A 26,124-nucleotide genomic window follows, 5' to 3' on the forward strand; every position below is an offset into this window, starting at 1 on the left:
CGCATAACTTCGTGTTGTTGCGGTGCGCGCACGGCGGACGGCCGTCCGGGGGGCGGCCGCGGGACGGCGGGGCGGTGCTCGTGACGGTGGTGCTCGCGAGGGCCGGCCCGTACGTACGGGCCGTACGGACGACCTGTTCAGTTCACCAGTTCGGACATGAAGGTCCCGACGCCCTTCGCGGCGCTGGAGATGCCCTCGAAGCCGATGCCGACGAGTTCGGCGGAGCGGTCGGGGGAGGTGATGATCGAGTACAGGATGAAGACGAGGAGTATGTAGAGCACGACCTTCTTCACGTCCACGGCGCTTGCCTCTCCCCGAACATCCCCGAACATCCCGGGCGTCTCCGAACGCAGGACCGCCCGAGCGGTCGCGAGAGTCTAACCGGCGGCGACCGGCGCTCCCAGGGGTTGCGCGGGTGGTCCCGTCCGCGCCGGAACGGCGGAGGCGGAGCACGGCGAAGGGCCCCCTCTCGAGGGGGCCCTTCGACTGCCGCGGTAGCGGTGGGATTTGAACCCACGGTGGAGTTGCCCCCACACTCGCTTTCGAGGCGAGCTCCTTCGGCCGCTCGGACACGCTACCGGGAGAGAGCCTAGCCCATGGTCGGGCGTGCGCCGAAATCGGTTCCCCGGGAAGTGCCCTCCCGATCCTCCGCGGCCTCCCGCGGCGGCCGCGGAGCGGTGCGGGAAGGGGCGCGTGAGGGCGTACGGGAGGGAGCGCGGAAGAAGTCGGTGAGCAGGGCTCCGCACTCCCGCGCCAGCACTCCGGAGACCACCTCGGGCCGGTGGTTGAGCCGGCGGTCGCGCACGACGTCCCACAGGGAGCCCGCCGCGCCCGCCTTCTCGTCCACCGCTCCGTAGACGACCCTCTCCAGCCGGGACAGCACGATCGCGCCCGCGCACATCGTGCACGGCTCCAGCGTCACCACCAGGGTGCAGCCCGACAGCCGCCACTCGCCGACCGCCCGGGCGGCCTCGCGGATCGCCACGACCTCCGCGTGCGCCGTGGGGTCGCCGGTCGCCTCGCGCTCATTGCGGCCGAGCCCCAGGACCGCTCCGTCCGGGCCCAGGACGACCGCGCCGACGGGCACGTCACCGGTCCCGGGAGCCCGTGCGGCCTCGGCCAGGGCACGGCGCATCGCCGCCCGCCACGGGTCGCGCAGCGGGTCGGCCGCCTCGTCGGGGAAGCGCCCGGGGACCGGGGGCTCCGGGGGCCCCGGGTGAGGTGCCTGCGGGTTGGGCGGAAGGCTCATGCGCCCAGTGTCCCCGTCCGCCCCGGCCCCGTGTACGGCGGGCGGGCACGGCGGCGGGACCCCGCGGGACGCATGGGACATGCGGGGTCGGTGTGGCTTACGAGGGGAAGGGCGTCAGGTGCGGTCGACGGCTACCGGACGGCCTCCAGCATGTCGGTGCAGCCGAGCGCGTCGGCGATCTCGGTCAGCGCGTCCTCGGAGGTCAGCGAGAGCAGGGCGGTGCCGTCCATGCCGAAGTCGGCCAGCAGTTCGACGTCGCCGACCGGTCCCGCCGGAGCGGCGCCGGCGGCCTGCGCGGACGCGCCTCCCTCGTCCTCGTCGTCCTCCGTGTCGCTCGGCGGCTCGCCGTCCTCCGTGCCGTCGAGGTCCACGAGGAGGTCGAGATCCTCCTCGCCGCCCGGTTCGCGGCCGAGGAGTTCGTCGGTGAGCAGGATCTCCCCGTAGGAGCTGCGTGCGGCCGCGGCCGCGTCCGAGACGAAGATGCGGGGATCCTCCTCGCCCTCCACCCGGACGACGCCGAACCAGACGCCCTCCTGTTCGATGCAGACCAGGACCGGCTCATCGTCCTCGGCGGCCTCCCGGGCCAGGTCGGCGAGATCGGCCAGGGTCTCGACCTCGTCGAGTTCCGTGTCGCTCGCTTCCCAGCCGTCTTCGGTGCGCGCGAGCAGTGCGGCGAAGTACACCGTGACTCTCCCACTGGTTTCAGGTGCCCGAGTGCTGACGGGACCGCGCCCCGCCCAAACGGAATCGTGGCAGAAACCGGCGCCGAGCGAGAGGTCTTCGACCGTGCGTCGCGTGGGTGTTGCGCCGGACTACCAGCGAAATGTCCTCATCCGCATCGCCTGGCGCATGCGCGCGGCGCGGGCGCGGCGCGGCTGCACCCGTTCGCGCAGCGCCTTGGCCTCGTTCAGTTCGCGCAGGAAGACCGCCCGGCGGCGGCGGCGCTCCGCGTCGTCGTCCTGGGCCGTCCGGGTCGTCCGGACCGCGGGGCCGCCGGCGGCCCGGGTGTCCGTACGGCGCTCCCCGGCCCTCCGGCGGTCCCGCCGGCCCTGGTCCTGGCCTCGCTGGTCCTCGCGTATGAGTGCCCGACGGTCGTCGGGGTTGTCTTCGTGCTGCTGCCTCGGTCCGGTCATACGGCCCACCTCCGGTCGTACCTGTTCACTGTCCCCCGAAATGGCGCCTGTACGCCAGTGCGAGCCGGGAAAGCGGCTCGGCTACTGTCGACGGCATGCGGATTCACGTCGTCGACCACCCGCTGGTGGCGCACAAACTCACCACGCTGCGCGACGAGCGCACCGACTCCCCGACCTTCCGGCGCCTCGCCGACGAGCTGGTGACCCTGCTCGCCTACGAGGCCACCCGGGACGTGCGCACCGAGACGGTCGGCATCCGGACCCCGGTGACGGCCACCACGGGCGTGCGGCTGTCCCACCCGCGTCCCCTGGTGGTGCCGATCCTGCGGGCCGGGCTGGGGATGCTCGACGGGATGGTGCGGCTGCTGCCGACCGCCGAGGTGGGCTTCCTGGGCATGATCCGCGACGAGCGCACCCTCCAGGCGTCCACGTACGCCACCCGGATGCCCGACGACCTCTCCGGGCGCCAGGTGTACGTCCTGGACCCGATGCTGGCGACCGGCGGCACGCTGGTGGCGGCGATCCGGGAGCTGATCCGGCGCGGCGCCGACGACGTCACGGCGCTCTGCCTGCTGGCGGCGCCCGAGGGCGTGGAGCTGATGGAGCGCGAGCTGGCGGGCACGCCGGTGACGGTGGTGACCGCCTCGGTCGACGAGCGGCTCAACGAGGACGGCTACATCGTCCCCGGTCTGGGCGACGCGGGCGACCGGATGTACGGGACGGCCGGCTGACCCGGCCGCAGTGTCCGCCCGCCGGGGTGCCCGCCGGAGCGCCTACCGGCAGGCCGACGCGGAGGGCGAGGAGGAGGGGGAGGCCAGGGCCGCCAGGGCCTTGCGCACGTCCTTCTCCCCGGCCAGGGCCTTGAACGCCTTGCCGATCACCAGGTCGATCTCCCTCTCCGCGGCGTTCTTCTTCCCGCTCCCGGCCTTCCCGGCGTCCCCGGAGGTCTTGCGCTCGACCGCCCTGACCTCCGCCCCGGGCAGCTGGGTGAGCAGGACGTCGAACGCGCCGTTCCCGTACGCGGCGGGCGGGCCCATCAGCAGCCCGGCCTTCTTCACCTTCTTGTCGAGGGAGGCCGGGGCGTTGGCCACCTCGCCGATGGTGAAGCCGCGCTTCTCCAGCGCGTCCGCCGTCTTCCGGGCCAGCCCGCCGCGGGTGGTGGCGTTGTAGACGTTGACGGTGATGGTGGACGGCTTCGGGAGGGCGTCGGGCGAGGCGCCGGATTCCTCGGCGGAGCGCGCCGCGGCGGCGCTCGCGCCGCCCTTCGCGCCGTCCTCGTCCTTCCCGCCGTCGCCGGCCGGCTCGCACTCGCCGCCTTCGCCGGCGGCCCGCACCGTGGTGCCGCCGCCCGTGAAGGCGTCGAGGAGCTGCACGGTCCCCCAGGAGAGCACACCGAGGGCGGCGGTCGCCGCGACCGAGGCGGCGACGATCCTGCGGCGCCTGCGCGGGCGCCGCATCCGCGGGTAGCGGTCACCCGTGATGCGGTACTTGCCGCCCATGCCGGGGGGAGTGAGCATGCTCATGGGCGCAGCGTAGTGCGGAGACGGCGTAATGCCTACTAAACGATCAACGCGCACACCGCAGTCGGCCCCGAAAGGGCCAACGTGTCCCGCACGGCGGTGCCCGGGACGTCAGCGGGTGCCGGTGGGCGCCGGCGGATCGGCGGACGGCGGCGGGCGTCAGTCGAGTTCGAGCACCCGGGCGTGCAGCACCTGCCGCTGCTGGAGGGCGGCGCGCACGGCGCGGTGGAGGCCGTCCTCCAGATAGAGGTCTCCGTTCCACTTCACGACGTGCGCGAACAGATCGCCGTAGAAGGTGGAGTCCTCGGCGAGCAGGGTCTCCAGGTCGAGCTGCCCCTTGGTGGTGACGAGCTGGTCAAGACGCACCGGGCGTGGGGCTACATCCGCCCACTGGCGGGTGCTCTCCCGGCCGTGGTCGGGGTACGGCCGTCCGTTTCCGATTCGCTTGAAGATCACACGGAAAGCCTACCGGCCCGGCGGCGGGGGACACAGCCTTCCGGCGGAGGGTCGGGGCGTGTCCCGGCTCCGGGGCGCGGGCGGACACGGGCCGGCGCGCCGCCGGGCCCGCGGCGCACAGAGCGCAGCGGGCGCCGGGGCGTGTGCCCCGGCGCCCGCTGTGGGGTGCCGTCACGGCCGTACGTTCCGTGGAACGCCGGACCGCCAGAGCCTCAGGAGGTCAGAGCTTCAAGAGGTCAGGCCGTGGTCGTGGTCGTGCAGACCGCCACCGCTGCCCGCGGTGCCCTTGGTGGGCTCGAAGGGCACGTCCTCGGTGAGGGAGGAGGTGTCCCAGGCGTAGTTGCCGACGGCGTTCGCGATCACGTCGACGTTGACGCCGAGCGCCTTCTTGCTGACGTTGCCCATGTCGTCGCACGCCTGGTGGTAGCACTCGTCGTACGCGATACCGGCCTCGCCGCCCCACAGAGCGGCCTCCTCCTCGCTCTTGATGCCCTCGGCTCCGGTGAAGGTGCCGCCGGAGGGGATGCCGGCCTCGATGAACGGGCCGTAGTCGGAGCGGCCGGTGAAGTCGGTGCCGCGCGGCTCCTCGCCCTGCGAGCGCATGAAGGTGTTGATCGCGTGCTCGATCTGCGCCGAGCCCTCGGGGCCCGGGCCGGCGCCGACGCCGTCGGAGTCGTCGCCGTCGTAGACGAACAGGCCGTAGTTCGGCGAGGCGATCATGTCGAAGTTGAGGTAGAGGGCGATCTTCTCGCGCTCGGCCTCGGGCAGGCTGGTCACGTAGTGCTCGGAGCCCTGCAGACCCACCTCCTCGGCGGACCACAGCGCGAAGCGCACCTTGTTGGCGTGCTTGCCCTTGCGGTTGGTCTTGGCGAACTCGAGGGCGGTCTCCAGGATGCCGGCGGAGCCGGAGGCGTTGTCGTTGATGCCCGGGCCGTCGGCGACGGAGTCCAGGTGGGCGCCGAACATCACCACGTTGTCCTCGTCGCCGCCGCGGGTCTCGGCGATGACGTTGGGCGTGGAGCGGGTCTCGTGGAACTCGCGGATCTCCATGTTGACGGTGACGGTGCCCTGGGCGACGTCGGCCGCCAGCGCCTCGCCGGCCTCCTGGGTGATGCCGCCGGTGGGGATGCGGCCGGCGGAGGCCTCGCCGAGGGTGCCGTTGAGGTCCCCGTCGGTGTTGTTGTAGATGATCGCGCCGACCGCGCCGGCGTCGGCGGCGTTGGCCTGCTTGTCGGCGAAGGTGCAGCCGCCGCGCTGGATCAGGGCGATCTTGCCGGTGAAGTCGCCGGCGGCGAAGTCCTCGGCGGTGCAGCCGGTGGTGCCGTCGGCGTCCACGGGCACGGCCGCGAGGGCGGCCTCGACGCCGCCCTCGGGGGTGCTCGCGGTGTACGTCATCAGCTTGATGGGGACGTCGCGCTGAGTGGGGCTCAGGACCGACAGCTTCTCCGCGAGCGTCTCGCGGTAGACGAAGTCGAAGTTCTGGTAGGTGACCTCGTATCCGGCGAGCTTGAGCAGGGTGCCGGCGTACTTCGCGGACCAGTCGTAGCCGGCGGAGCCGGCGGCACGGTTGTCGTCCTTGGCGTCGGCGATCGCCTGGAACGCCCGCAGGTGCCTCATGGCGCCGTCCGCGTCGGCCTTCTTGACCAGCTGCCTCGCCAGCCGCTCACCCTGCTTGCCGGGGTCGGGCTTGGCCACGGCGGAGGTGGCGGTCGCGGCGAGCATCAGGGGGGCGGCGAGGGACGCGGCGGCGGTGGCCGCGATGATTCTGCGCTTCCTGCCTCTGGAGAGAGGTGCGTGCACGGGAGGATCCTTCCGGTGCGGACAGCTGGGACGGGCTGTTCGACGTGGGGGATTGCCTGTCCGGGTTGCGGACGTGGTGGAAGGGAAGGTAGCGACTGGAGGGCGCTGAGGGAATGATCCCGGCACAACTGGCCCGTTTTGGGGGAAGTGATCCGCCCGCACGCCGGGGCCAAACCCGTCCGATCCCGGGAACAGAGGACACCGCCCCCCGGCCGCCGCCTTCTCCCGGCGCCCGGTCGGCCGCTGATTACCCGTCGGCCGCCGGCCACCGGTCGCGGGGGAACCAACGGTCGATCAGCTCGTTGCGGAACACGCCCGCCGGGTCGAAGCGGTCCAGCAGCGCCCGGAAGTCGTCCCAGCGAGCGTACGAGGCGCTCAGCGCCTCCGGGTCCGCGGACGACAGCTTCCCCCAGTGGGGGCGCGCGTCGAAGGGCGCGAGCGCCTCCTCGACGCGGAGCAGCACGGGGGCGACGGCGGCCGCGTCGGACGTCCAGGTGAAGTGGAGGGCGACGCTGTCGCGGCCGTGGGCGGGGCTGAGCCACTGGGGATCGGCGGCCACGGTGCGTATCTCGGAGACCTGCAGCACGGGGGCGAGCAGCGCTCCGAGCTCCCGCAGCGCCGCGAAGGCCTCGCCCGCGCGGCCGGCCGGCACGAAGTACTCCGACTGGAGCTCGTCCCCGGCGCTGGGCATGAACCCGGAGCGGAAGTGCGGCAGCCGCTCGTCCCAGGGACCGGGCACGCCCCGCTGCTCGGTGGCGTTCGAGGTCGGCATTCCCTCGATCGGGTGACGAGGGCCGTCGGCGGGGCGGGCGCCGGTCCAGGAGAGGCCGGGCAGCGGATCACCGGTGCGGCGCTTGGCCCACACCCGCGCCGGGCCGGCCCAGTCGGTGAAGGCGCTGACGCTGTAAGCGGCGCCGAACACCTCCTCCGGGCGCTGTGTCAGCACCTCCCAGGGCAGCCCTTCGTGGACGTACTGCTCCACCTCGAACGCCGGGCACGCGTCGAGGGTCAGGGCGGTGACCGCGCCCAGGGCGCCGAGCGATACCACGGTCCCCTCGAAGCCGTCGTCGCCGCGCGAGACGGTGACCTGCGATCCGTCCGCCGTGACCAGCTCCACCGACCGCACGGCTGCGGCCAGCGTGCCGCCGGTGTGCCCCGAGCCGTGGGTGCCGGTGGCGTACGCCCCGGCGAGGGTGAAGTGCGGGGTGGAGGGGAGGTTCGGCAGGGCGAGCCCGTGCCGCCGCAGCACCGGGCACAGCTCGCCGAACCGGACCGCACCGGCGACGCGGACGGTGCCGGAGGCCGGGTCCGCCTCGATGGCGCGGGGCAGGTCGTCGAGGGTGATCAGATCGCCGTCCGTGTCGGCGATCCGGTTGAAGGAGTGGCCCGAGCCCAGCACCCGTACGCGGTCGGAGGCCGCGACGATCTCGCGCAGCCGGTCCGTCGTCGCCGGGCGGTGCAGGGTCCGGGCGGCGAACTCGACGTTCCCGGCCCAGTTGGTCGGCCTGGTCGGTCTGGTCGGCGTCGCGGACATGGAGTCTCCGGATCTCGTGGGGTCGATCGGCCGTGCGAGCGTATGTCACCTGTGCGGCGGCCGGGTGGAGGCGGTGAGGGGACGGCTGTGGCGCGGCTGCTTCCGGCCCGCGGCGGTGGGTAGGCGGACACGGCCGAAGAGGGAGGAGGCCGGCGCCGTGGCGGACAGAGCACTCGTACTGGGCAGCGGCGGGCACGCGGGCGGGGCGTGGCAGGTGGGGGTGCTGGCCGGCCTGGCCGCCGCCGGTGTGGACCTCACCGACGCCGACACGGTGATCGGCACCTCCGCGGGAGCGGTCGTCGGTGCCCGGCTGGCGGCCGGGGAGCATCCGGAGGAGCTCCACCGGCGGCAGTCGGGGGCGGCCGGACCGGAGTCGGCCGCCCGGGAGGAGGCCGGTCCGCAGGCGCGGATCACTCCCGGCGCGGCCCTGGGCTTCCTCCGCGCGCAGCTGGGACGGCGCACCCCGGAGGCGGTGGCGCGGCGGCTGGGGCGGATGGCGCTGAGGGCCAGCACCTCCTCCGGGGAGGAGGTGCTGGAGGCGATCGCCGCCCTGCTGCCGCAGCGGGAGTGGCCGGACGCGCTGCGCGTGACGGCGGTGGACGCGCACACCGGTGCGCTGGGCGCCTTCCGCTCCGGCAGCGGCGCCGACCTGCTCCGGGCGGTCGCCGCGAGTTGCGCGATGCCGGGCCTGTGGCCGCCGGTCGCCCTGCGCGGGCGGTGGTGGATCGACGGCGGCGTGCGGTCGACGACCAACGCCGACCTGGCGCGCGGCCACCGGCGGGTGGTGGTGCTCGCCCCGCTGCCCAGGGCGTTCGGGCCGGGCCCCCGGGCCGAACGGCTCGCCGCCCGGCTGCGGGCGGAGGGGGCGGAGGTCGCGCTGATCGTCCCGGACGCCGCAGCCCGCCGGGAGCTCGGCCGCAATCCCCTGGACGTCTCCCGCCGGGCGGCCTGCGCACGCGCGGGACGTGCGCAGGCCGCCGCCCACGCGCGGGCCGTGGGCGGCGTCTGGCAGGGCTGAGCGGACGGCTGCCGGTGACCGGCCGGCGCCGGGCCCTACCGGCGGCCGGGCACGCGCGCGCCGGGCACGGGCACCCGCGACCAGTCGGTGCCCGAGCCCAGGTGGAAGGACGGGTACGCGGGCTGGTTGTACGTCGTCTGCTGCCGCGCCACCTCGACCCGGTACTGAGGGTCGTGCATCAGCGTGTACAGCTTGCGGTCGGTCACCTCGGTGCCGGTGTAGAGCCGTACCGCCGAGCTGTCGGCGGTACGCACCAGCAGTTCCTCGCGCCAGTCGCCGAGGACGTCGGCCACCAGCGAGGGGTTGCCCTTGGTGCCGTTGTTGGTGCGGGTTCCCCCGGCGGTCAGCAGCGTGCCGCGCCGCCAGTCCCTGATCACCGGGGTGTCATCGCCCGAGCCTTCCACGATCTGTGTGGTCATGTCGGCGGCCCAGCGGATGCTCATGTTGGTGCCGGGTGTGGCGCCGCCGAGCCGCTCGCCGTCCGCGCTCCACAGGCCGACGCCGTGCGAGCCCCAGGTCTCCAGGCCCGGACGGTCCGGGTCGACGTCGCCCACCATGCCGCGGCCGGTGTCCACGCCGGTGTAGGCGCCGTACAGCACCTCGCCGGTGGCGGCGTCGCGCAGCGCGTGGCCGTAGGGGGCCCAGCGCCCGCCCTCGTGGACGGTGTGGATCTCCAGGCCGGGACGGTCCGGGTCGACGTCGGCGACGTGCATGGCGTCGCCGTGACCGAGTCGCACGCTCCGCCCCGGCACGGCGCTCCGCGGCGGCCCCTCGGCGAAGGAGCTGTAGAGGAGGGAGCCGTCGTCGTCGAGGGTGGCCGCGCCGTAGACGATCTCCTGGCGGCCGTCGCCGTCCACGTCCGCCGCGCTCAGGGAGTGGAAGCCCTGGGTGGTGAGGGAGCCGTACTCGGGGTCGGTGCCGTCGACGCCGTGCGGGGAGTCGTCGAAGGGGTTGGACATCGGTGTCCAGCCGCTGTCGGCGAGCCACTGGCGCTTCAGGCGCTTTCCGTTCCAGCGGTAGGCGGCCACGGTGGCGCGCGTGTAGTAGCCGCGGGCGAAGACGGCCGAGGGGCGCCTGCCGTCGAGGTAGGCCACGCCCGCCAGGAAGCGGTCGACGCGGTTGCCCGGCTCGATGCGGCTCATGGCGTAGTCGCCCCACATCAGGCCGTCGTCGTGCCGTCCGGGCTCGTAGCGGACGGTCTGGAGCTCGCGGCCGGTGGCTCCGTCGAACACCGTCAGGTACTCGGGGCCGGTGAGGACGAAGCCCTCGAAGGCGCGCAGGTCGTTGCGGGAGCTGCGGGAGGGGGCGTAGACGTCGATGAAGTGGTCGGCCAGGTCCTCGGCGGCGGTGCGGGAGAGCGGGTAGTCGTGGCGCGGCCCGATGCCGAAGGCCGCCTCCAGGGTGGCGGGCCACCGCCCGGCGGTCACCTCGGGGTGCTCGTGCCAGCCGAGGAACGTCCCCACGAGGTGCTCGCGGTAGTCCGCGGCGCTCATCCGGTGGTCGTCGCGGTGGGAGTGGCCGGCGCGGACGTCCTCGCGCGGCATGGTGATGTACCGCTCGGAGACCACGCGCCCGTGCCGGTCGTAGCGGATGCTCTTGGTGCCGGGCGCGGTCCTGACCATCATCTCCGCACGCCCGTCGCCGTCGAAGTCGTAGACGGGGAACTGGGTGTAGTGGGCGCCCGCGCGGATGTTGACGCCCAGGTCGAGGCGGTGCAGGAGGGTGCCGTCGAGGCGGTAGGTGTCGATCAGGACGTTGCCGGTGTAGCCCTTCTGGGAGACGTCCTTGGAGTTGGAGGGGTCCCACTTGACGACGTACTCGTAGCTTCCGTCGCCGTCCACGTCGCCGACGCTCATGTCGTTGGCGGAGTAGGTGTACCTCTCCCCGGCGGGGGTGACGCCGTCGGCGGGCTTGCGCAGCGGCAGTTCGGTGTAGGACCGCGACCACGGTGTGATTGCCTGGCCGCGGCCCCTGTCGCGGACCTCGCGGCCGTCGACGACGGGGACGACGCGGTACTCGGAGTCGGGCGGGGCGCCGCGGTCGAGGTGGTTGGTGCTGTCGGTGACGGTCGCCACGGGCTCGCCGTCCCGGTAGACGCGGAAGTCCGGGCCGGCCATGCCGGTGGCGGTGGAGCCGATGGTCTCGGTGCCGAGCAGCCGCCAGCTGAGGAAGACGCCCTCGCCGGTGGCGACGGCGACGAGGCCGCGGTCGAGCTTCTCGAGCTGGACCGCCCGTCCCTTGCCGCGGCCGCCGCCGGGTGCCTCGCCGGAGGGGGCGCCGGCCTGGGCGGCCGGGGCGCCGGTGGCGAGCAGTACGGCGGCCAGCAGGACGGATGTCCGCCGCCGCGGCCCGGAGGCGGTGCGTTGCCGGGTTCGCCCATGGGGTCGTCTCATCGCGCGGTCCTTCCCGCCCTCGGCCGGACCCGTCAGGGGCGGGAAGGGCGTGTCGATACGTTGCCGGTATACCTTGATACGTTTCAATTGATTCGTTTCAAGGAGCGGGCGAGACGGTATGGGCAGGGGGGTGGGCCGTCAAGACCCCGCGTCAGGACTCGTCGTCAGCCTGCGGTTTTCCGGAACCGGCGGGCGGCACGGAGGTACGGGGACGCGGCGGCGGGGCGGCCCGCACCCGGACCGCCCCGCCGCATCCGCGTCGGTCCGCGCGGCTACGCCGGCACCTTCTGCTTCTTGTGCCCGTTGCCCGCCTCGGGCTTGAGGAGCACCTTCGTCCAGCCCTCGTCGCGCTTGTCGAAGTGCTGGTAGGCCTCGGGCGCCTCCTCCAGCGGGACCCGGTGGGAGACCACGAAGCTGGGAGTGGCGCGGCCGGCGATGATCATGTCGCGCAGTTGGCGGTTGTACGACTTGACGTTCGCCTGGCCGGTCCCCATCCGCAGGCCCTTCTCGAAGAACTTGCCGATCCGGAAGAGCAGTTCGCCCTTCTTGGCGCTCTCGCTGGGGCCGCCGGGGTCGGCCGGCACGTAGAGCCCGACCACTCCGAGCATCCCGGTGGGGCGCACCGCCTCGACCAGGGTGTTGAGCACTATCGCCGGCTGCTCCTCGCCCTCGGCGACCGTGGCCTGGTAGCCGACGGCGTCGATGCCCTTGTCGGTGCCCTCCCCGTTCGTCTGCTCCTTGATCTGCTCGGCGGCGTCGCCCTTGCTGTAGTCGATCGGGATCGCGCCGATCCGGCCCGCGAGGCGGAGCCGGTCCGGCTGCTTGTCGACGACGAAGACGCGGGAGGCGCCGCGCAGCACCGCGGAGTAGGCCGCCATCAGGCCGACCGGTCCGGCGCCGAACACGCACACGGTCTCCCCGGGGGAGACCTGCGCCAGTTCGGTGGCGTGGTAGCCGGTGGGGAAGATGTCGGCGAGCAGGGCGAAGTCGTCCTCGTGCTCGGTGCCCTTGGGCAGTTGCAGGCAGTTGAAGTCCGCGAACGGCACGCGCAGGTACTGCGCCTGGCCGCCGGTGTAGGGACCCATCGACACATAGCCGTAGGCGCCGCCCGCGAAGCCCGGGTTGACGGTCAGGCAGAAGCCCGTACGCCCCGCCAGGCAGTTCTTGCAGAAGCCGCAGGCCACGTTGAACGGCATGACGACCCGGTCGCCCTTCTTCACCGTGGCGACGCCGGAGCCGGTCTCCTCCACGACCCCCATGTTCTCGTGGCCGAACACGATGCCCGGCTCCGCACCGGTGCGGCCCTCGTACATGTGCAGGTCGGAGCCGCAGATCGCGGATGTGGTGACCTTGACGATCACGTCCGTGGGGTCCTGGATCCGGGGATCGGCGACCTCCTCGACGTCGACGCTGAAGGGTTCCTTGTAGACGACGGCTTTCATCGCTGCCTCCTCACGGCGCGGCGCGCGTCACATGCGGGTTGTTCCGCCCGTACTTCGCATTCCGTCCGGTTCGACCGGGCGGGTGTCCGTGGCGGAGGGCGGTGAAACCTGCCGGAGCGCACGCCGGGCGGGAGAGCGCGCCGGGGTGCGCCGGAGGTGCGTTCGAGAGGCGTCGTGGCGACAAAAGGAACTAATCTGGCATGGGAGCCGGTCGACCGGGGGTGATGCCCGTGTACTCAGTGCCGCCCCGGTGCGTGCTGGCGGTCACCGACCTCTCCGAACCGGCCGGCGAAGCCGTCGGCCGTGCGGCCCGGCTCGCCGCGCGGCTGCTCGTGCTGTACGTCGCACCGCCGGACGTGACCCCGGACCTGGTGGAGTTCGCCCGGCTGCGGCTCCGCTCCCACCTGCGCCGGCACGCCCGCGCGGTCCCGGCGGCCCGGGGGACGGTGCGCACCGGCAGGGTCACCGCCGTCGTACCGGACGAGGCCGGCGGAGAGGGCGCCGATCTGCTGGTGCTGGGGGCCCGCGGCCGGCACCGGCGCGGCGGCACCGGGCTGGGCGGCATCGCCGGGAGCCTGGTGCGCACCGGCGAGGTGCCGGCGCTGGTCGTCAGACGGCCGCCGGAAGGCGCGTACCGGAAGGTCCTGCTCGCCGTCGACGAGTCCACCGCCTCCCTCGCCGCGGCCCGTACCGGTACGGGGCTGACCCCCGGCGCGGAGCGCCTGCTGGTCCGCTGCGTCACCGTTCCCGGCGAGCACCTGCTGCGCATGCGGGGCGTGCCGGAGGAGGAGCTGGAGCGGTTGCGGCGCACCCGCACCGAGCAGGCCCGCCCGGCCGCCGAGCGGATCGCGGCGGACCTGGCACCGCGCCCGGCGCGTGTCCTGGTCGCTCCGGGCCGCCCGCAGGACGCCGTACCCCGTCTCGCGGGAAGCGGGGGGGCCGATCTGGCCGTGGTCGGTACGGGCACGCGCTCGGCGGCCGGCTACGCCGTGCTGGGCAGTGTCGCCCAGCACGTGGTGTCCGAGGCGCCGTGCGACGTGCTGGTCGTCCCGGGGCCGAGGCCGGGGCCGGGGCGATGAACGCATTCCCGCAGCGAACGAACCAGTGATCGGACCGGGCCATGGATCCGTACGACTTCCCCCTCGTCGCCGCGGTCCTGGCGATCTCCGCCGCCGTGGGCCTGCTGGCGACACTGCTGAAGCAGCCGCTGATCGTCGCCTTCATCGGCGTCGGCATCCTGGTCGGCCCCGCGGGCGCGGGCTGGGTGGAGGCCGAGGGCACCGTCGAGCTGCTGGCCCGGCTGGGCATCGCGGTACTGCTGTTCCTGGTGGGGCTCCGGCTCGACCTGCACCTGGTCCGCACCACCGGGCCCATCGCGCTGGCCACCGGGCTCGGCCAGGTCCTGTTCACCTCGGTGATCGGCTTCCTGATCGCGCTCGCGCTGGGCATGGACACGGTGACGGCGCTCTACGTCGCGGTCGCGCTCACCTTCTCGTCCACGATCATCATCGTGAAACTGCTGTCCGACAAGCGCGAGCTGGAGCAGCTCCACGGCCGCATCGCGGTGGGGTTCCTGATCGTGCAGGACATCGTCGTGGTGCTGGTCATGATCGGGCTGACCGCGTTCGGGCAGCGGACCGGCGGCGAGGGCGGCATGGCCGCGGAGATCGCCCTGGTCTTCGCCAAGGGCCTGGGCCTGCTGGCCGGCGTCGCCGCGCTGACCCGCTACGTCCTGCCCGGCCTGCTGCACCGGGTCGCCCGCTCCCAGGAACTGCTGGTGCTCTTCGGGGTGGCCTACGCGGTGTCGGTGGCCGCGCTGAGCGAGTGGCTCGGTTTCAGCTCCGAGGTCGGGGCGTTCCTGGCCGGGGTCTCCCTGGCCGGCACCCCCTACCGGGACGCCATGGGCGCCCGGCTGGTCAGCCTGCGCGACTTCCTGCTGCTCTTCTTCTTCCTGGAACTGGGCGCGCAACTGGAGTTCACGGACGCGGGCACGCAGATCGCCGAGGCGCTGGTGTTCTCGGTCTTCGTGCTCGTCGGCAACCCGCTGATCGTCGTCGTGATCATGGTGGCGATGCGCTACCCGGTCCGGGTGGGTTTCCTGGCGGGGCTGACGGTCGCCCAGATCTCGGAGTTCTCCCTCATCCTCGCCTCCCTCGGCTACAGCCTCGGGCACATCACCGGCGCCACCGTCAGCCTGATCACCGTCGTCGGCCTGGTCACCATCGGCGCCTCCACCTACCTGATCCTCTACTCCCAGCAGATCTACGGGCGCCTGGAGCGGTGGCTGGGCAGGTTCGAGCGGACCGGTGCCCGCCACACCGAACCCACCGACGCCCACCGCGACGCCGACATCGTCCTCTACGGGCTCGGCCGCTTCGGCGGCCTGCTGGCCGACCGGCTCAGCCGGGCCGGGCACCGGGTCCTGGCGGTGGACTACGACCCGCACCGGGTGGCGCGCAACGAACGGGCGGGGGTGACCGCCGTCTTCGGCAGCGCCGAGGACGTCCACTTCCTGGAGTCCCTGCCGCTGGCCCGGGCCCGCTGCGTGGTGTCCGCCATCCCGGTGGCGGACACCAACCGGGCGCTGCTGCACGGGCTGCGCCACCACGGGTACCGGGGCGTCACGGCCGTCACCGCCCACAACCGGCGCGACGCCGAGCACCTGCGCGCCGAGGGGGTCGACCTGGTCATCGAGCCGTTCGCAGCCGCGGCCTCGGACGCGGCGGCGGCCCTGGACGGGCTGCTGCGCGACTGACACGGGCGCCCCGGTACCCGGGGGCTCCGCCGTACCGCGCCCGCCGTACCGCCGGGCGCGCCGCCCGTCACACGGGACCGCGCCGGTACACCGACAGCGCCCAGATGACCAGGGCGCACAGGGCGATCAGCACGATCGACCAGATCGGGTAGTACGGCAGCGACAGGAAGTTCGCCACCAGCAGGAGCGAGGCCATCACCACGCCCGCGACCCGTGCCCACAGCGCACCCCGGAACAGGCCGGCGGCCACCGCGATGCTCACGGCCCCCAGGATCAGGTGGGCCCAGCCCCAGCCGGTGGTGTCCCACTGGAAGGTGTAGTCGGGGGTGGTGAGGAAGACGTCGTCCTCGGCGATGCCCATGATGCCGCGCAGCAGGTCCAGCACACCGGAGATGACCAGCATGACGGCGGCGAAGACCACCAGTCCGCCGGCCAGGTCCTGGGTGTTGTCCGCGTACTGCCGCCGATCCGTCTGTGCCATCGGAAGTCACCTCGTCTCGCGGGTGGGGCTCCGGGCCTCCGGCGCTCCGCCCGCGCCCGGCGGTGGGGAGCGGGAGGCGGCCGCCCTCGTTCCCAGTATCGTGCGGCGGCACGGGGGCGCAAACGGACGTCCCGCCCGCGCCCCTCGTACCCTGTCCCCGTGCCGTCCCCCCGTCTGCGCCGCGTCGCCGTGCTGGTCCTGGAGGGTGCCAAGCCGCTCGACGTCGGCATCCCCGCACAGGTGTTCACGACCCGGGCGAGCATGCCGTACGAGGTGCGGGTGTGCGGGGCCGCGCCCGGCCCGGTGACCGGCGGCGACGGCCTGTCCTACCACGTCGTCCACGGCCTTGAGGCACTCGCGTGGGCCGAGACCGTCTTCATCCCCGGCTACCGGTTCCCCGACCGCGACGCCCCGCCGCCGGCCGTCGTCGACGCGCTCTCGGACGCCCACGCCCGGGGCACGCGGCTGGCCGCCATCTCGACGGGAGCCTTCGCGCTCGCCGCCACGGGCCTGCTCGACGGCAGGCGCGCCACGACGCACTGGCACTACACGCGGGCGCTCGCGGCGAGGCACCCCCGCGTCCGGGTCGACGAGAACGTCCTGTTCGTCGACGCGGGCGGCGTACTGACCTCTGCCGGGGCCGCTTCGGGCATCGACCTGTGCCTGCACATCCTGCGCGGCGACCTCGGGGTGGCCGCGTCCAACCACGCGGCCCGGCGCCTGGTCGCCGCACCCTACCGCAGCGGCGGTCAGGCGCAGTACGTGCCGCGCAGCGTGCCCGAGCCGCTGGGTGAACGGTTCGCCGCCACGCGCGAATGGGCGCTGCACCGGCTCGGTGAACCCCTCACCCTCGAACTGCTCGCCCGGCGGGCAGGGGTCTCGCCGCGCACGTTCTCGCGGCGCTTCGCCGAGGACACGGGCTACACGCCGATGCGGTGGGTCATGCGCGCCCGCGTCGACATGGCCCGTGAGCTGCTGGAACGCTCGCAGCGAAGCGTCGAGCGGATCGCCGCCGACGTCGGCCTGGGCACCGGCGCCAATCTGCGGCTGCACTTCCGGCGCGTCCTGGGCACCACACCGAGCGAGTACCGGCGCACCTTCGCCCGCGGCGGGTGACGCGGGCGCCCCGCCGGGTGGCGCGATCCTCGCGGACCCTGGCGATCGCGCCGCTGTCACGGACCGGCGCCGCACGCGAGGCTGGTGGCGAACCGGAGGAGGCCACCCATGACCCGTATCGCCATCAACGGATTCGGCCGTATCGGCCGCAACGTGCTGCGCGCACTGCTGGAGCGTGGCAGCGCCCTCGAAACCCTCGAGATCGTCGCCGTCAACGACCTGACGGAGCCCGCCACCCTCGCCCGGCTGCTCGCCTACGACACCACGGCCGGCCGACTCGGCCGCCCGGTGAGCACCGACGGGGACACCCTCGTCGTGGACGGCCACCGCATCGTGGTCCTCGCCGAGCGCGAGCCGGCGAAGCTGCCCTGGGACGGGCTCGGCGTCGACATCGTGCTGGAGGCGACCGGCCGCTTCACCTCGGCCGGGGCCGCCCGCGCCCACCTCGACGCCGGCGCGAAGAGGGTGCTCGTCGGGGCGCCGTCGGACGGCGCGGACGTCACCCTCGCGTTCGGGGTCAACACCGGGGCGTACGACCCGGCCGCACACACGATCGTCTCCAACGCCTCGTGCACGACCAACGCCCTCGCACCGCTGGCAGCCGTACTCGACGAGCTCGCCGGGATCGAGCACGGCTTCATGACGACGGTGCACGCCTACACCCAGGAGCAGAACCTGCAGGACGGCCCGCACCGCGACGCCCGCCGCGCCCGCGCCGCCGCCGTCAACATCGTGCCGACCACGACGGGCGCCGCCAAGGCGATCGGACTGGTGCTGCCGAACCTCGACGGCAGGTTGTCGGGCGACTCGATCCGCGTGCCGGTCCCGGTGGGCTCGATCGTCGAGCTGAACACGACCGTTGCCCGCGAGGTGACGCGAGAGGAGGTGCTGGGGGCGTACCGCGCCGCCGCGGAGGGGCCGCTCGCCGGCATCCTGGAGTACTCGGAGGATCCGCTGGTGTCGTCCGACATCACCGGAAACCCGGCCTCGTCGGTCTTCGACTCGGCCCTCACCCGCGTCGACGGCCGCCACATCAAGGTCGTCGCCTGGTACGACAACGAGTGGGGCTTCTCCAACCGGGTGATCGACACCCTCGAACTCCTCGCCACCCGCTGACGCGCGCCGGGGCGGCCGGTCCGCCGTCCCCGGGGCCGTGCCGGGACGGCGGGCGCGGGCTGGGAGAATGGCGGGCATGGACATCCGGCGCAGAAACAACGTCACCGTCACGGGCAACCCGCGAGGGCCGGCCGTGGTGCTGGCGCACGGCTTCGGCTGCGACCAGAACATGTGGCGGCTGACGGTGCCGGCGCTGGCCGAGGACTACCGGGTGGTGCTGTTCGACTACGTCGGCTCGGGCCGCTCCGACCCGTCCGCGTTCCGCGAGGACCGCTACGCCTCCCTGGACGGCTACGCCCGGGACGCGGTGGAGGTGTGCGAGGCCCTCGACCTGCGCGACGCGGTGTTCGTGGGGCACTCGGTCAGCGCGATGACCGGCGTGCTGGCCGCCGGCATGGCGCCGGAGCGCATCGGGGCACTGGTGATGGTCGCCCCCTCGCCGCGGTACATCGACGACGAGGGCTACCGGGGCGGGTTCAGCGCACAGGACATCGACGAGCTGCTGGCCTCCCTGGAGGCGAACTATCTGGGCTGGTCGGCCGCGATGGCGCCGGTGATCATGGGAACGCCGGACCGGCCCGAACTCGGCGAGGAGCTGAGGAACAGCTTCTGCGCCACCGATCCGGACATGGCCCGCGTCTTCGCCCGGACCACCTTCCTGTCGGACTCACGCGACGACCTGGGAAAGGTGAAGGTGCCCACGCTGGTGCTGGAATGCGCCCAGGACGCCATCGCCCCCCGGGAGGTCGGCGCCTTCGTCCACCGGGCCGTCCCCGGATCGGAGCTGGTCACGCTGGAGGCGGTCGGGCACTGCCCGCACCTGTCGGCGCCCGAGGCCACCAACGCGGCGATCACCGCGTTCCTGGCGGGCCTGCGGTGATGTGCCGTTCCGGGCGGCAGCCCGACCCGCACGAGGCGGGGGGGAACGACGCCGGGAACGCCGCGTTCGCCGCCCTGCTGGAGGACAGCGCGGAGGAGCTCTACGAGACCGCGCCGTGCGGCTACCTGTCCACGCTGATGGACGGCACGATCGCGAAGATCAACGCCACGCTGCTGGGCTGGCTCGGCCTGGAGCGGAGCGCGGTGGTGGGCCGGATGCGGTTCACCGATCTGCTCACGGTGGGAGGCAGGCTCTACCACGAGACGCACTTCGCGCCGCTGCTGCGCATGCAGGGCGAGATCGGCGGTATCGCCCTGGAGATCAGGGGCGCGGAAGGCGTGCGAATACCGGTCCTCGTCTCCTCGGCGGTGAAGTACGGCGGCGAGGGTGAGCCGCTGCTGATCCGCACCACCGTCTTCGACGCCCGCGACCGCCGCTCCTACGAGGAGGAACTCCTGCGGCGCAAGCGGGAGGCGGAGGCGGCGCGCGAACAGGCGGAGGCGGCGCGCGAGCAGGCGGAGACCGACCGCGTCCGGCTCCAGGAGGCCCTCGCCACGCTCCAGCAGAGCCTGCTGCCCGACGTGCTCCCCGACGTCCCCGGACTGGAGGCCGCCGCCCACTACCACACGGCCTCGCCCGAGAGGCTCGGCGGCGACTTCTACGACCTGTTCGCCGTGGACGGCAAACGCTGGGCGTTCTTCCTGGGCGACGTGTGCGGCAAGGGCCCCCAGGCCGCCGCTGTGACGTCGCTGACGCGCTACACCCTGCGCGCCGCGGCCCTCCACGACCCCGATCCCGTCGCCGCCCTGTCCACCCTGAACGCCGTGCTGCACGAGCGCTACACCGGCGGCGACCCGCGCTACTGCACCGCCGTCTTCGGCCTCCTCGAACCCGACCCCGCCACCGGGCAGGTCGCCGTCCGCATCGCCGCCGGCGGTCACCCGCCGGCCGTCGTCCTGCGGGCCGACGGCCGAGCCGACTTCCTGCCCACCCCCGGCGGTCTCCTCGTCGGCATCCTGTCCGACCCGCGCTTCGTCTCCGCGAGCACCGTCCTCGCTCCCGGCGACACCCTCCTGCTCTACACCGACGGCCTCACCGAAGCCCGTACCGGCGAGGACCGCGCCACCCTCTACGGGGACCAGGCCCTGCTCGGCTTCGCCGCGGGCCAGGCGGGCAAACCCGCCCGTGACGTCATCCGGGCGCTGACCGGCCTGCTCGACGACTTCGGTGACGGCCTGGACGACGACACCGCCCTGCTCGCCCTCGGCGTCCCTGCCCATCCCGCTCCCGATCCGGTAACGAAGAACGCACGATGAGCCCGTTGAAGATCACCACCCGGAACGCCGCGACCGGCCCCGTCCTCGAGGTCACCGGCGACCTCGACTACGCCAGCGCCGGCGGACTGCGTGAACTGCTCCCCACGCTCGCCCTGCGACCGGGGCAGCGTCTCGTGGTGGACCTGGCCGGTCTGGAGTTCTGCGACTCCAGCGGCATCACCGCCCTGATCGCCGCCCGCAACCACGCCCACGCGGCCCGGGCCGACGTCGCCCTCGCCGCCGTCCCCGGCAACACCCTGCGCATCCTGCGTGTCGTCGGCCTCGACCAGATTCTCCCCATCCACCCCGACAGCGAGACCGCCACCCGGTCCTGACGGGGGCCGCGCCCGCGCGACCAGTCCGAACCGGGACCGGAGCCGCCGGCCCCCCGTCCGCGGCGCGGCGGTACTCGGCGTTGACGCGCTGGGCTTCCCCGACCCGCCCGTGCCCGTCGACCGCGGGTGTCAGGCTTGGGGGCACGGCGGAACTCAAGGGGCGGGGGCGGGGCCTGTCCCTGAACCTGGACCGGCTGGTGCGCGACTGCCGGGCGGTGTTCGCCACCGGCACCGGTCCTCTCCAGCCCCGGGATGCCGCCTGGGTCACCGCCTCCGGCGGCCTGACCCTGCCCCCGCTGTGGCAGGCCGGGGAGGCCGACGCCGAGGGCCGCACCCTTCTCGTCCTGGGCGGCGACCGCACGGTCGGCACCTTCCTGCGCGCCCACCCGGCCACCGAAACGCGCCTGCTGGTGGCGTACCCGGCGGCCGACGCGTACAAGGTCGAGGAGATCCGCGAGGACCCCCGGGTCACGCTCCTGCCCGTCGGGCATCTGACGCTGGGGCCCGGGGAGGGCGCCTCCGTGTCGGCGGAGGTGGCGGGCAGGAGCGGTGAGCGGCGGGCGGTCGTGGCGGACGCCGCCTACCTCAGCATCGGCAACGCGCCGACCGCCCCGCCCGGCGATCTGGTCCGCGGTGCGGACGGCTACTGCCCGCCTACCGAACAGCATCCCCGTGTCATCGTGGCCGGTGATCTGCGCTCCGCCCGCTTCCAGCGGATCATGACGGCCCTGGGTTCCGGAGGCGAGGCCGCACTGCACGCCTACTACGCGACCAGGGAACCGATCACCGAGAGCTGAGACACACCGCCACGAAGCCGACCGCGGCAGCGATGACGGCGACGCCTTTCCGGAGCCTCCGGAGGGCAACTGAGACGGAGATTGAGACGGAGCACGTCGAAGGGCCCCACCGCGAACGGTGGGGCCCTTCGACAACATGCCCGGTGAGGCACTGGCGGAGGATACGGGATTCGAACTCGTGAGGGGTTGCCCCCAACACGCTTTCCAAATGTTCGCCTGGGGGCTCGGCGACGGATGGGGTCGTTCTGACCTGGGACGGAGCCGGGAGTCGGACGGTTGATGAACGGCTCTGGACGGGGGTGAACGAGACCAGAAATGAGACCGGAGTGCCGGGTCACACCTTCTTGACGACGATCGACTCCGGAACCAGCTTCTCCAGGTCGTCCACGTCCGAGGTGAAGATGGTGACCTGCCCCTTCTGCTGGCGCGCGATGACGGCGAGCACCGCGTCGATCGCGTACTTGTGGCCACGCGGCTTGGCATCCGCCAGCAGGCGGCGGGCCTGGCGGGCCTCGTTCTTTCCGATGCCGGCGACTCGGAGCCGCGAGAGCACCCAGTCCCAGCGCTGTTCGGTGGTTCTGCCGTCGTACGCCTCGATCAGCGTCAGCGGAGATGTCACCACCTCGGCTTCACCTCCGGCCGCGAGGCCGAGCCATGCCATCATCTTCCGGTCGCCGCGCACGGCCAGGACAAGGCTTCGCAGTCGAGTACGAAGACGCGCAGTGGTCGCCGGCCCGGCTCACCGGCCCGCTTCTTCACGCGGCCTCTCCCGCGCCGTGCGTTCCGGCGGTGCGACGGCGCTCGTGCTCGGCGTCGAGCCCCTCCAGTTCCTCGAACGCTGCCGTGTGCTCCTCCTCGGTGAGGGAGCCGTGTTCCTCCTGCAGCCAGTCGGACAGCTCCCGCAGCCGGTCCCGGTCGCGCTTGAAGCGCAGCGCCTCGGCGACGTACGCCGACAGGCCCCGCTCCGCCGCCTCCGCGCGGATCTCGTCCAGGAGATCCGCGGGAATCGTCACCGTTACCTTCTTCGTCGCCATACAAGAGGCCATACTCCTGGTATCGCCCTGCTTACCAGTGCGTTCTGTGACCGCCGGATCGGCGATCAGGCGGTCGTGGCGGGACGTGGGCTGCCGTGGAAGACCTGTCCGGTGTGCCAGGAGCGGTGGGCGGCGGCGATGGGACGGATGCCTGGCCGGGGACCTATGACCGGACGGCCGGCGAGCGTGATGACGTGCTCGCGGGCGGCGGTACTGCGGCCGACGAAGCTCTGCGAGACCAGGATGCGGTGGCCCTCGCCGATACCGAGAACGCCCTTGTCGAAGAGCTTGTGGTGCAGCGAGCACAGGCACAGCCCGTTGTCGATGTCGTCCGGTCCGCCGAACGCCCACCAGCGCACATGGGCGGCCTCAAGCCCGACCGGCACCGCGCCGATCCTGCCGTCGTACCCGCAGAAGGCGCACTGGTACTCGTACGCCGTCAGGACCATCTCCCGCATCCGCCGGTCCCGCTGCCTGCGCGCGGCCGAGAACCGTCCGGTCTCGGCCTCCTCCAACTCCAGGCCGACGGCTTCGCACAGCTCGCCGTGGAGGGAGGGCGGGAAGTTCAGATCGAGCAGCACCCGAGTCATCCGGCCGAGCAGGGACGGCTCCCGCCGCAGTGCCGCCCGCAGCTGAGGCGTCAGCCGCCCGGCGGCCCCGGTCGCCCGCAGCTCCCTGACTCCGGTCCCGGGGCTGCCCGTCCCGCGCTCGGTGCGCACCTCCCACACCCCGTCACTCACCAGGTGGTGGAAGGGATAGGCGGGCGTCGTCCGGTTACCGGGCCCGTACTCGGCGAGCAGCCGCCGCAGGTCCTGCTCCACCGCGCTGTACCGCAGCTCGCCGTCGGCGTCCTGCTGAAACCGGCTGAGCGCGTACAGGAACAGCAACGGCTTGTGCGGAGCCCGCACCCCACTCCTCGTCCACTGCCTCAGCTGCGCGGTGCGCTCGACCCAGTCCATGACCGGCGATCGTAGTGGCGGCCGGTCGAACGATGGTCCGTGCACGGGATGGGTCAGTGGGCCATGCCGAGGGCTACGCGGGCATGACGCCGAGGACGCGGGAGAGGGTGAAGACCCGTTCGTCCTCGCGCAAATGGCACCAGGCATACAGATGGGGCGGGTCGAGATCGAGCTCGCTGAGGGTACGTACGGTCCGGTTGCCCGAGGCGGCGACGTACTCGACCGTGATGGCCGTGCCGGCGTCGACGGCGTGGGCGAGCTGGCGGACATCGCTGTACGTCAGGTTCTTCGCGTACCCGGCGATGATCTCCTCGGTGTCCGTGCCGTAGGGGACCCCGGTGCCGAACGGGTCGGGATCCGGAAGTGCCGACGGGGCGTCCCGCAGCCTGGCGGCCAGGGCGCTCAGGCCGACGTCCACCGGGGTCTCGGCCGGCACGGACCGCCGTCGTTGGCCTGGGAGCGGGGTCGGAGCCGGGGCGGAGGCACGTCGGTGCCGGGTCTTCTCGACGCGTACGGTTCCGTCGGCCTTCTCGGCGACGGGGGCATAGCCGGCGGCCCGGAGCGCGGCGAGGGTCTTGTCGAGCGGAGTCCGGCAGACCAGCACGGTCGGCGCCAGCTGCCGCAGCCCGAGCTCGGCGAGCTTGCGGTGGGCGGCGAGTTCGGCGAGGAGGGCGGGTTCCTCGCCGTGGATCACGCAGGCCGCGGGCGCGATGCGCATACGGCCGTGGGCGCGCGCGGTGTCGTGGATCAGATACGACAGCGGCTGGGGAAGGGCGCCGACGGCGACGTCGGCCAGGTCGGCGGTGATGGCGTCGGGTGTACGGCCGGTGTCCAGGGCGCCGCGGATGGTGCCCGGGCTGAACCGCCACACGGATGCCGTGCCGACGGCTTCCCGCTCTGCGACGGCGTCCAGCAGGGCGGACAGGCGGGCTGACGGTGTGCCGGTGACGACGGCGGTGAGGTCCGCGCCGAAGCGGGCCGTGCTGGTGGCCGTCGGCAGCAGCCGCCGACTGGCCGCGGCCAGTGCTTCGCCGTCATCGGCCTGCAAGGCGGCACCGATGCGGGACAGGGAGCCGCGGGCCATCACACCGAGTAGTTCTGCTTCACGGACCACGGAGGCGAAGGGCGTGGCGTCCTGGGGGAGTGGATGGGCGAACGGACGGTGCCAGGCGACGAGCGGCCCCAGTTCCACGGGGCTCCGCACCCCCTGGTCCGCCGGGAGCGCCACCGCCGCGGCGAGAAGCCCGTCCCGGGCCTGCACACAGCCGCCACAAGGTGGTGTTCCGGCGAGTGCGGGCAGCGCCTTGCCGTCCTCGTCGCGGGCCTGGGCCGGGGTCCGCGGCAACGTTCGCCACGCCTGGAGAAGCGCGGTGAGCTGCTCCGCCGGTTCCCGCTCCGCCCAGGCGTCGTAACCTTCCGTCGCCGCGACCCGGTCACCGTCCCGGGCCAGCAGCCCGGCGTCGTACGCCGTCTCCAGGACAAGGCGTACGACGATGTCGTCGCACCGCGCGGCCTTGGCGATCCGGGACAGCTCACGCGCCCCGACCCCTCCGGACTTCAGACGGGCCGGCGGAGACGCGGCGCACGCCGCCAGAACCGAGGCGGCGTGGGCGGCGAACGCCGTGGCGGCTGCCGCCGCCTCCCGCTCCACCTCCGCCTCGGTGACGGACACCGTCCGCACGATGGGCGGGCACGGCTCGAACGGGGCGTGCCAGTCGGCCCCGCGCAGCGCGAGCGCCACCTCGGCCGGCATGCGTGCGGGCCCGTACCCGGAGTACCGGTCCTGGACCAGCAGCCCCCGCTCCAGCGCCCACCGCGCACCCGGTCCGGAGTCGGCCCGTGGGGCCCCGAGCATCAGGAACTCCGTCTGTTCCTGCCTCTGTTCACCCTGGTGACGGGCTCGCCGCTCAAGCAGCTCCCGAGTGGCCACAGGCGCCGCCGCAACCACCGCGGCCACCCGCTTCGGATCACTGTGGTGTTCCAGCAGGGCGGCCAGCCGATCTTTCCTGGTGGTGCCGGGAGCTGGGATGCCCAAGGCCACCAGCATGCGCCGCAGTTCCTCGGAGGTCGTGTCCGCCAGCAGCCGGGCGAGCGGCGCGTCCAGCCCCAGCGGCGAATCCCACGCCTGCCGCAACGGCGCCGTCATGTGGAGCAGCCCTTGGCCGTCCGGCCAGACGAGCGCGTGATCGGCCAGTGTCTCCAGGGCCGCATCCAGCCGGCGATCGGTCTCCGTTTCGGCCACGTCCAGCAGGTCGGCCAAAGCGGCCCGTGGAACGGGTCCCAATGCCGCCAGCGCCTCAGCCACCTGCAGCTGTGGCCGCGCGAGCTCCGCCAGCACTGGGGCCACCGACGCCGGACGCTGAAGGCGGTCCGCGAGTTCGCCGAACGATCGTGGCTCCGGCGGGGACACGGCATCCGGGCGAGTCGCCAGGACTCGCTCAAGTCGGCCGACTTCCAGACCACTCAGCCACGAGGCCAGAGTTGATCCGCTGGGCTTTCCGATGGGGCACCTCACAAAGACGACGCCGTTGACCTTGGAACCGGAACCGGTCCTGCGCACGCTCCAGAATGGCGCATCGCGGGGGGACCTGTGTCCTGCGGCGGCAGGAAGCCGATGGTGAGTGAAGGGCGTTGTCCTGTGGATCGACCCACCAGTGGCAAAGCTATGCGGCGAAAAGCGCTTTATGTCGGAAATAAACGAGACCAGGACTGAGACCACAGCATGCCGAGAACCCCGGCCGCTGAGCGGCCCGGGGTTCTCATTTCGCCTGTTCAGGCGGCTGCGGAGGA

The 26,124-nt window shown here is 73.1% G+C and carries 25 protein-coding genes and 1 tRNA gene; 10 read left to right on the forward strand and 16 right to left on the reverse strand.

Going from position 1 to position 26,124, the window contains the following annotated elements:
- Positions 1-137: 137 nt before the first annotated feature.
- The 5 genes from IQ279_RS07120 to IQ279_RS07140 all read right to left on the reverse strand — a co-directional run bounded on the left by IQ279_RS07120 (position 138) and on the right by IQ279_RS07140 (position 2,328).
- Positions 138-332, reverse strand: a complete 195-nt coding sequence (locus IQ279_RS07120) for a hypothetical protein (RefSeq protein WP_206347453.1) — start codon at positions 330-332, stop codon at positions 138-140.
- 160 nt (positions 333-492) lie between these two features.
- Positions 493-579: transfer RNA gene (locus IQ279_RS07125), tRNA-Ser, on the reverse strand.
- A 10-nt stretch (positions 580-589) separates the two neighbouring features.
- Positions 590-1,249 (reverse strand): tRNA adenosine(34) deaminase TadA, encoded by a 660-nt coding sequence (tadA, locus tag IQ279_RS07130; RefSeq protein WP_206347454.1) that lies wholly within the window; start codon positions 1,247-1,249, stop codon positions 590-592.
- Between the two features lie 131 nt (positions 1,250-1,380).
- Positions 1,381-1,932, reverse strand: a complete 552-nt coding sequence (locus IQ279_RS07135; RefSeq protein ID WP_206347455.1) for a tRNA adenosine deaminase-associated protein — start codon at positions 1,930-1,932, stop codon at positions 1,381-1,383.
- A 129-nt stretch (positions 1,933-2,061) separates the two neighbouring features.
- Complete coding sequence (locus IQ279_RS07140; protein ID WP_372445087.1) at positions 2,062-2,328, reverse strand: hypothetical protein; 267 nt, start codon at positions 2,326-2,328, stop codon at positions 2,062-2,064.
- A gap of 149 nt (positions 2,329-2,477) precedes the next feature.
- On the opposite strand from IQ279_RS07140, the gene upp reads away from it, so the two are divergent.
- A complete protein-coding gene (upp, locus tag IQ279_RS07145) occupies positions 2,478-3,113 on the forward strand; it encodes a uracil phosphoribosyltransferase (RefSeq protein ID WP_206347456.1) in 636 nt (211 codons plus the stop codon).
- Positions 3,114-3,155: 42 nt separating this feature from the next.
- Here upp and IQ279_RS07150 read toward each other — a convergent pair whose 3' ends face one another.
- From IQ279_RS07150 to IQ279_RS07165, 4 genes are all read right to left on the reverse strand, one after another.
- The gene (locus IQ279_RS07150; RefSeq protein WP_206347457.1) at positions 3,156-3,905 is read right to left on the reverse strand and encodes a LytR C-terminal domain-containing protein; all 750 of its coding nucleotides are present in this window, start codon (positions 3,903-3,905) and stop codon (positions 3,156-3,158) included.
- Positions 3,906-4,061: 156 nt separating this feature from the next.
- Positions 4,062-4,358 carry a type II toxin-antitoxin system VapB family antitoxin gene (locus IQ279_RS07155; RefSeq protein ID WP_031508611.1) on the reverse strand — a complete coding sequence of 99 codons (297 nt, stop codon included), beginning with the start codon at positions 4,356-4,358 and terminating at the stop codon, positions 4,062-4,064.
- A gap of 228 nt (positions 4,359-4,586) precedes the next feature.
- Positions 4,587-6,080 carry a M28 family peptidase gene (locus IQ279_RS07160; protein WP_206347511.1) on the reverse strand — a complete coding sequence of 498 codons (1,494 nt, stop codon included), beginning with the start codon at positions 6,078-6,080 and terminating at the stop codon, positions 4,587-4,589.
- Positions 6,081-6,405: 325 nt separating this feature from the next.
- Entirely contained in the window at positions 6,406-7,692 is a 1,287-nt protein-coding gene (locus IQ279_RS07165) for an FAD-binding protein (RefSeq protein ID WP_206347458.1), read from the reverse strand.
- Between the two features lie 157 nt (positions 7,693-7,849).
- Here IQ279_RS07165 and IQ279_RS07170 point away from each other — a divergent pair, with 157 nt between their 5' ends.
- Positions 7,850-8,710 carry a patatin-like phospholipase family protein gene (locus tag IQ279_RS07170; RefSeq protein ID WP_206347459.1) on the forward strand — a complete coding sequence of 287 codons (861 nt, stop codon included), beginning with the start codon at positions 7,850-7,852 and terminating at the stop codon, positions 8,708-8,710.
- Positions 8,711-8,745: 35 nt separating this feature from the next.
- Here the strand turns inward: IQ279_RS07170 and IQ279_RS07175 are convergent, their stop codons facing one another.
- Together IQ279_RS07175 and IQ279_RS07180 are read right to left on the reverse strand one after the other, a co-directional pair.
- A complete protein-coding gene (locus IQ279_RS07175; RefSeq protein ID WP_206347460.1) occupies positions 8,746-11,103 on the reverse strand; it encodes a rhamnogalacturonan lyase in 2,358 nt (785 codons plus the stop codon).
- A gap of 272 nt (positions 11,104-11,375) precedes the next feature.
- Positions 11,376-12,545, reverse strand: coding sequence for a glutathione-independent formaldehyde dehydrogenase (locus tag IQ279_RS07180; protein ID WP_206347461.1), 1,170 nt, complete (start codon positions 12,543-12,545; stop codon positions 11,376-11,378).
- A 200-nt stretch (positions 12,546-12,745) separates the two neighbouring features.
- Between IQ279_RS07180 and IQ279_RS07185 the strand changes: the two genes are divergently transcribed.
- Together IQ279_RS07185 and IQ279_RS07190 are read left to right on the forward strand one after the other, a co-directional pair.
- The gene (locus tag IQ279_RS07185; protein WP_206347462.1) at positions 12,746-13,624 is read left to right on the forward strand and encodes a universal stress protein; all 879 of its coding nucleotides are present in this window, start codon (positions 12,746-12,748) and stop codon (positions 13,622-13,624) included.
- A 41-nt stretch (positions 13,625-13,665) separates the two neighbouring features.
- Positions 13,666-15,300 carry a cation:proton antiporter gene (locus tag IQ279_RS07190; RefSeq protein ID WP_206347463.1) on the forward strand — a complete coding sequence of 545 codons (1,635 nt, stop codon included), beginning with the start codon at positions 13,666-13,668 and terminating at the stop codon, positions 15,298-15,300.
- Between the two features lie 67 nt (positions 15,301-15,367).
- Here IQ279_RS07190 and IQ279_RS07195 read toward each other — a convergent pair whose 3' ends face one another.
- Positions 15,368-15,781, reverse strand: coding sequence for a DUF7144 family membrane protein (locus tag IQ279_RS07195; RefSeq protein ID WP_206347464.1), 414 nt, complete (start codon positions 15,779-15,781; stop codon positions 15,368-15,370).
- A gap of 159 nt (positions 15,782-15,940) precedes the next feature.
- Here IQ279_RS07195 and IQ279_RS07200 point away from each other — a divergent pair, with 159 nt between their 5' ends.
- The 6 genes from IQ279_RS07200 to IQ279_RS07225 all read left to right on the forward strand — a co-directional run bounded on the left by IQ279_RS07200 (position 15,941) and on the right by IQ279_RS07225 (position 21,341).
- Entirely contained in the window at positions 15,941-16,897 is a 957-nt protein-coding gene (locus IQ279_RS07200) for a GlxA family transcriptional regulator (RefSeq protein ID WP_206347465.1), read from the forward strand.
- A 108-nt stretch (positions 16,898-17,005) separates the two neighbouring features.
- Positions 17,006-18,013, forward strand: a complete 1,008-nt coding sequence (gene gap / locus IQ279_RS07205; protein ID WP_206347466.1) for a type I glyceraldehyde-3-phosphate dehydrogenase — start codon at positions 17,006-17,008, stop codon at positions 18,011-18,013.
- 76 nt (positions 18,014-18,089) lie between these two features.
- The gene (locus IQ279_RS07210; RefSeq protein ID WP_206347467.1) at positions 18,090-18,893 is read left to right on the forward strand and encodes an alpha/beta fold hydrolase; all 804 of its coding nucleotides are present in this window, start codon (positions 18,090-18,092) and stop codon (positions 18,891-18,893) included.
- Entirely contained in the window at positions 18,893-20,209 is a 1,317-nt protein-coding gene (locus IQ279_RS07215; protein ID WP_206347468.1) for a PP2C family protein-serine/threonine phosphatase, read from the forward strand. The genes IQ279_RS07210 and IQ279_RS07215 overlap by 1 nt, the downstream gene beginning before the upstream one ends.
- Positions 20,206-20,544 carry an STAS domain-containing protein gene (locus IQ279_RS07220; RefSeq protein ID WP_206347469.1) on the forward strand — a complete coding sequence of 113 codons (339 nt, stop codon included), beginning with the start codon at positions 20,206-20,208 and terminating at the stop codon, positions 20,542-20,544. The genes IQ279_RS07215 and IQ279_RS07220 overlap by 4 nt, the downstream gene beginning before the upstream one ends.
- 80 nt (positions 20,545-20,624) lie before the next feature.
- Entirely contained in the window at positions 20,625-21,341 is a 717-nt protein-coding gene (locus IQ279_RS07225) for an NAD(P)/FAD-dependent oxidoreductase (RefSeq protein ID WP_241027696.1), read from the forward strand.
- Between the two features lie 334 nt (positions 21,342-21,675).
- Here the strand turns inward: IQ279_RS07225 and IQ279_RS27810 are convergent, their stop codons facing one another.
- From IQ279_RS27810 to IQ279_RS07245, 4 genes are all read right to left on the reverse strand, one after another.
- Complete coding sequence (locus IQ279_RS27810; protein ID WP_307792248.1) at positions 21,676-21,963, reverse strand: hypothetical protein; 288 nt, start codon at positions 21,961-21,963, stop codon at positions 21,676-21,678.
- A gap of 133 nt (positions 21,964-22,096) precedes the next feature.
- Complete coding sequence (locus IQ279_RS07235; protein WP_206347470.1) at positions 22,097-22,375, reverse strand: CopG family transcriptional regulator; 279 nt, start codon at positions 22,373-22,375, stop codon at positions 22,097-22,099.
- A gap of 65 nt (positions 22,376-22,440) precedes the next feature.
- Complete coding sequence (locus IQ279_RS07240; protein ID WP_206347471.1) at positions 22,441-23,334, reverse strand: phosphorothioated DNA-binding restriction endonuclease; 894 nt, start codon at positions 23,332-23,334, stop codon at positions 22,441-22,443.
- Positions 23,335-23,407: 73 nt separating this feature from the next.
- Positions 23,408-25,849, reverse strand: a complete 2,442-nt coding sequence (locus IQ279_RS07245) for a helicase-associated domain-containing protein (RefSeq protein WP_372445088.1) — start codon at positions 25,847-25,849, stop codon at positions 23,408-23,410.
- Positions 25,850-26,124: the final 275 nt, after the last annotated feature.

Origin of the sequence: Streptomyces verrucosisporus (assembly GCF_017114865.1) — a bacterium.
Classification (GTDB): Bacteria; Actinomycetota; Actinomycetes; order Streptomycetales; family Streptomycetaceae; genus Streptomyces; species Streptomyces fenghuangensis.

Coding starts and splice junctions, on each gene's coding strand:
- IQ279_RS07240 (WP_206347471.1), bottom strand. CDS start 23,334: ATGGACTGGGTCGAGCGCACCGCGCAGCTGAGGCAGTGGACGAGGAGT.
- IQ279_RS07220 (WP_206347469.1), top strand. CDS start 20,206: ATGAGCCCGTTGAAGATCACCACCCGGAACGCCGCGACCGGCCCCGTC.
- IQ279_RS07235 (WP_206347470.1), bottom strand. CDS start 22,375: ATGGCGACGAAGAAGGTAACGGTGACGATTCCCGCGGATCTCCTGGAC.
- IQ279_RS07195 (WP_206347464.1), bottom strand. CDS start 15,781: ATGGCACAGACGGATCGGCGGCAGTACGCGGACAACACCCAGGACCTG.
- tadA (WP_206347454.1), bottom strand. CDS start 1,249: ATGAGCCTTCCGCCCAACCCGCAGGCACCTCACCCGGGGCCCCCGGAG.
- IQ279_RS07120 (WP_206347453.1), bottom strand. CDS start 332: ATGTTCGGGGATGTTCGGGGAGAGGCAAGCGCCGTGGACGTGAAGAAG.
- IQ279_RS07210 (WP_206347467.1), top strand. CDS start 18,090: ATGGACATCCGGCGCAGAAACAACGTCACCGTCACGGGCAACCCGCGA.
- IQ279_RS07180 (WP_206347461.1), bottom strand. CDS start 12,545: ATGAAAGCCGTCGTCTACAAGGAACCCTTCAGCGTCGACGTCGAGGAG.
- IQ279_RS07160 (WP_206347511.1), bottom strand. CDS start 6,080: ATGCTCGCCGCGACCGCCACCTCCGCCGTGGCCAAGCCCGACCCCGGC.
- upp (WP_206347456.1), top strand. CDS start 2,478: ATGCGGATTCACGTCGTCGACCACCCGCTGGTGGCGCACAAACTCACC.
- IQ279_RS07175 (WP_206347460.1), bottom strand. CDS start 11,103: ATGAGACGACCCCATGGGCGAACCCGGCAACGCACCGCCTCCGGGCCG.
- IQ279_RS07215 (WP_206347468.1), top strand. CDS start 18,893: ATGTGCCGTTCCGGGCGGCAGCCCGACCCGCACGAGGCGGGGGGGAAC.
- IQ279_RS07165 (WP_206347458.1), bottom strand. CDS start 7,692: ATGTCCGCGACGCCGACCAGACCGACCAGGCCGACCAACTGGGCCGGG.
- IQ279_RS07190 (WP_206347463.1), top strand. CDS start 13,666: ATGGATCCGTACGACTTCCCCCTCGTCGCCGCGGTCCTGGCGATCTCC.
- gap (WP_206347466.1), top strand. CDS start 17,006: ATGACCCGTATCGCCATCAACGGATTCGGCCGTATCGGCCGCAACGTG.
- IQ279_RS07150 (WP_206347457.1), bottom strand. CDS start 3,905: ATGAGCATGCTCACTCCCCCCGGCATGGGCGGCAAGTACCGCATCACG.
- IQ279_RS07185 (WP_206347462.1), top strand. CDS start 12,746: ATGGGAGCCGGTCGACCGGGGGTGATGCCCGTGTACTCAGTGCCGCCC.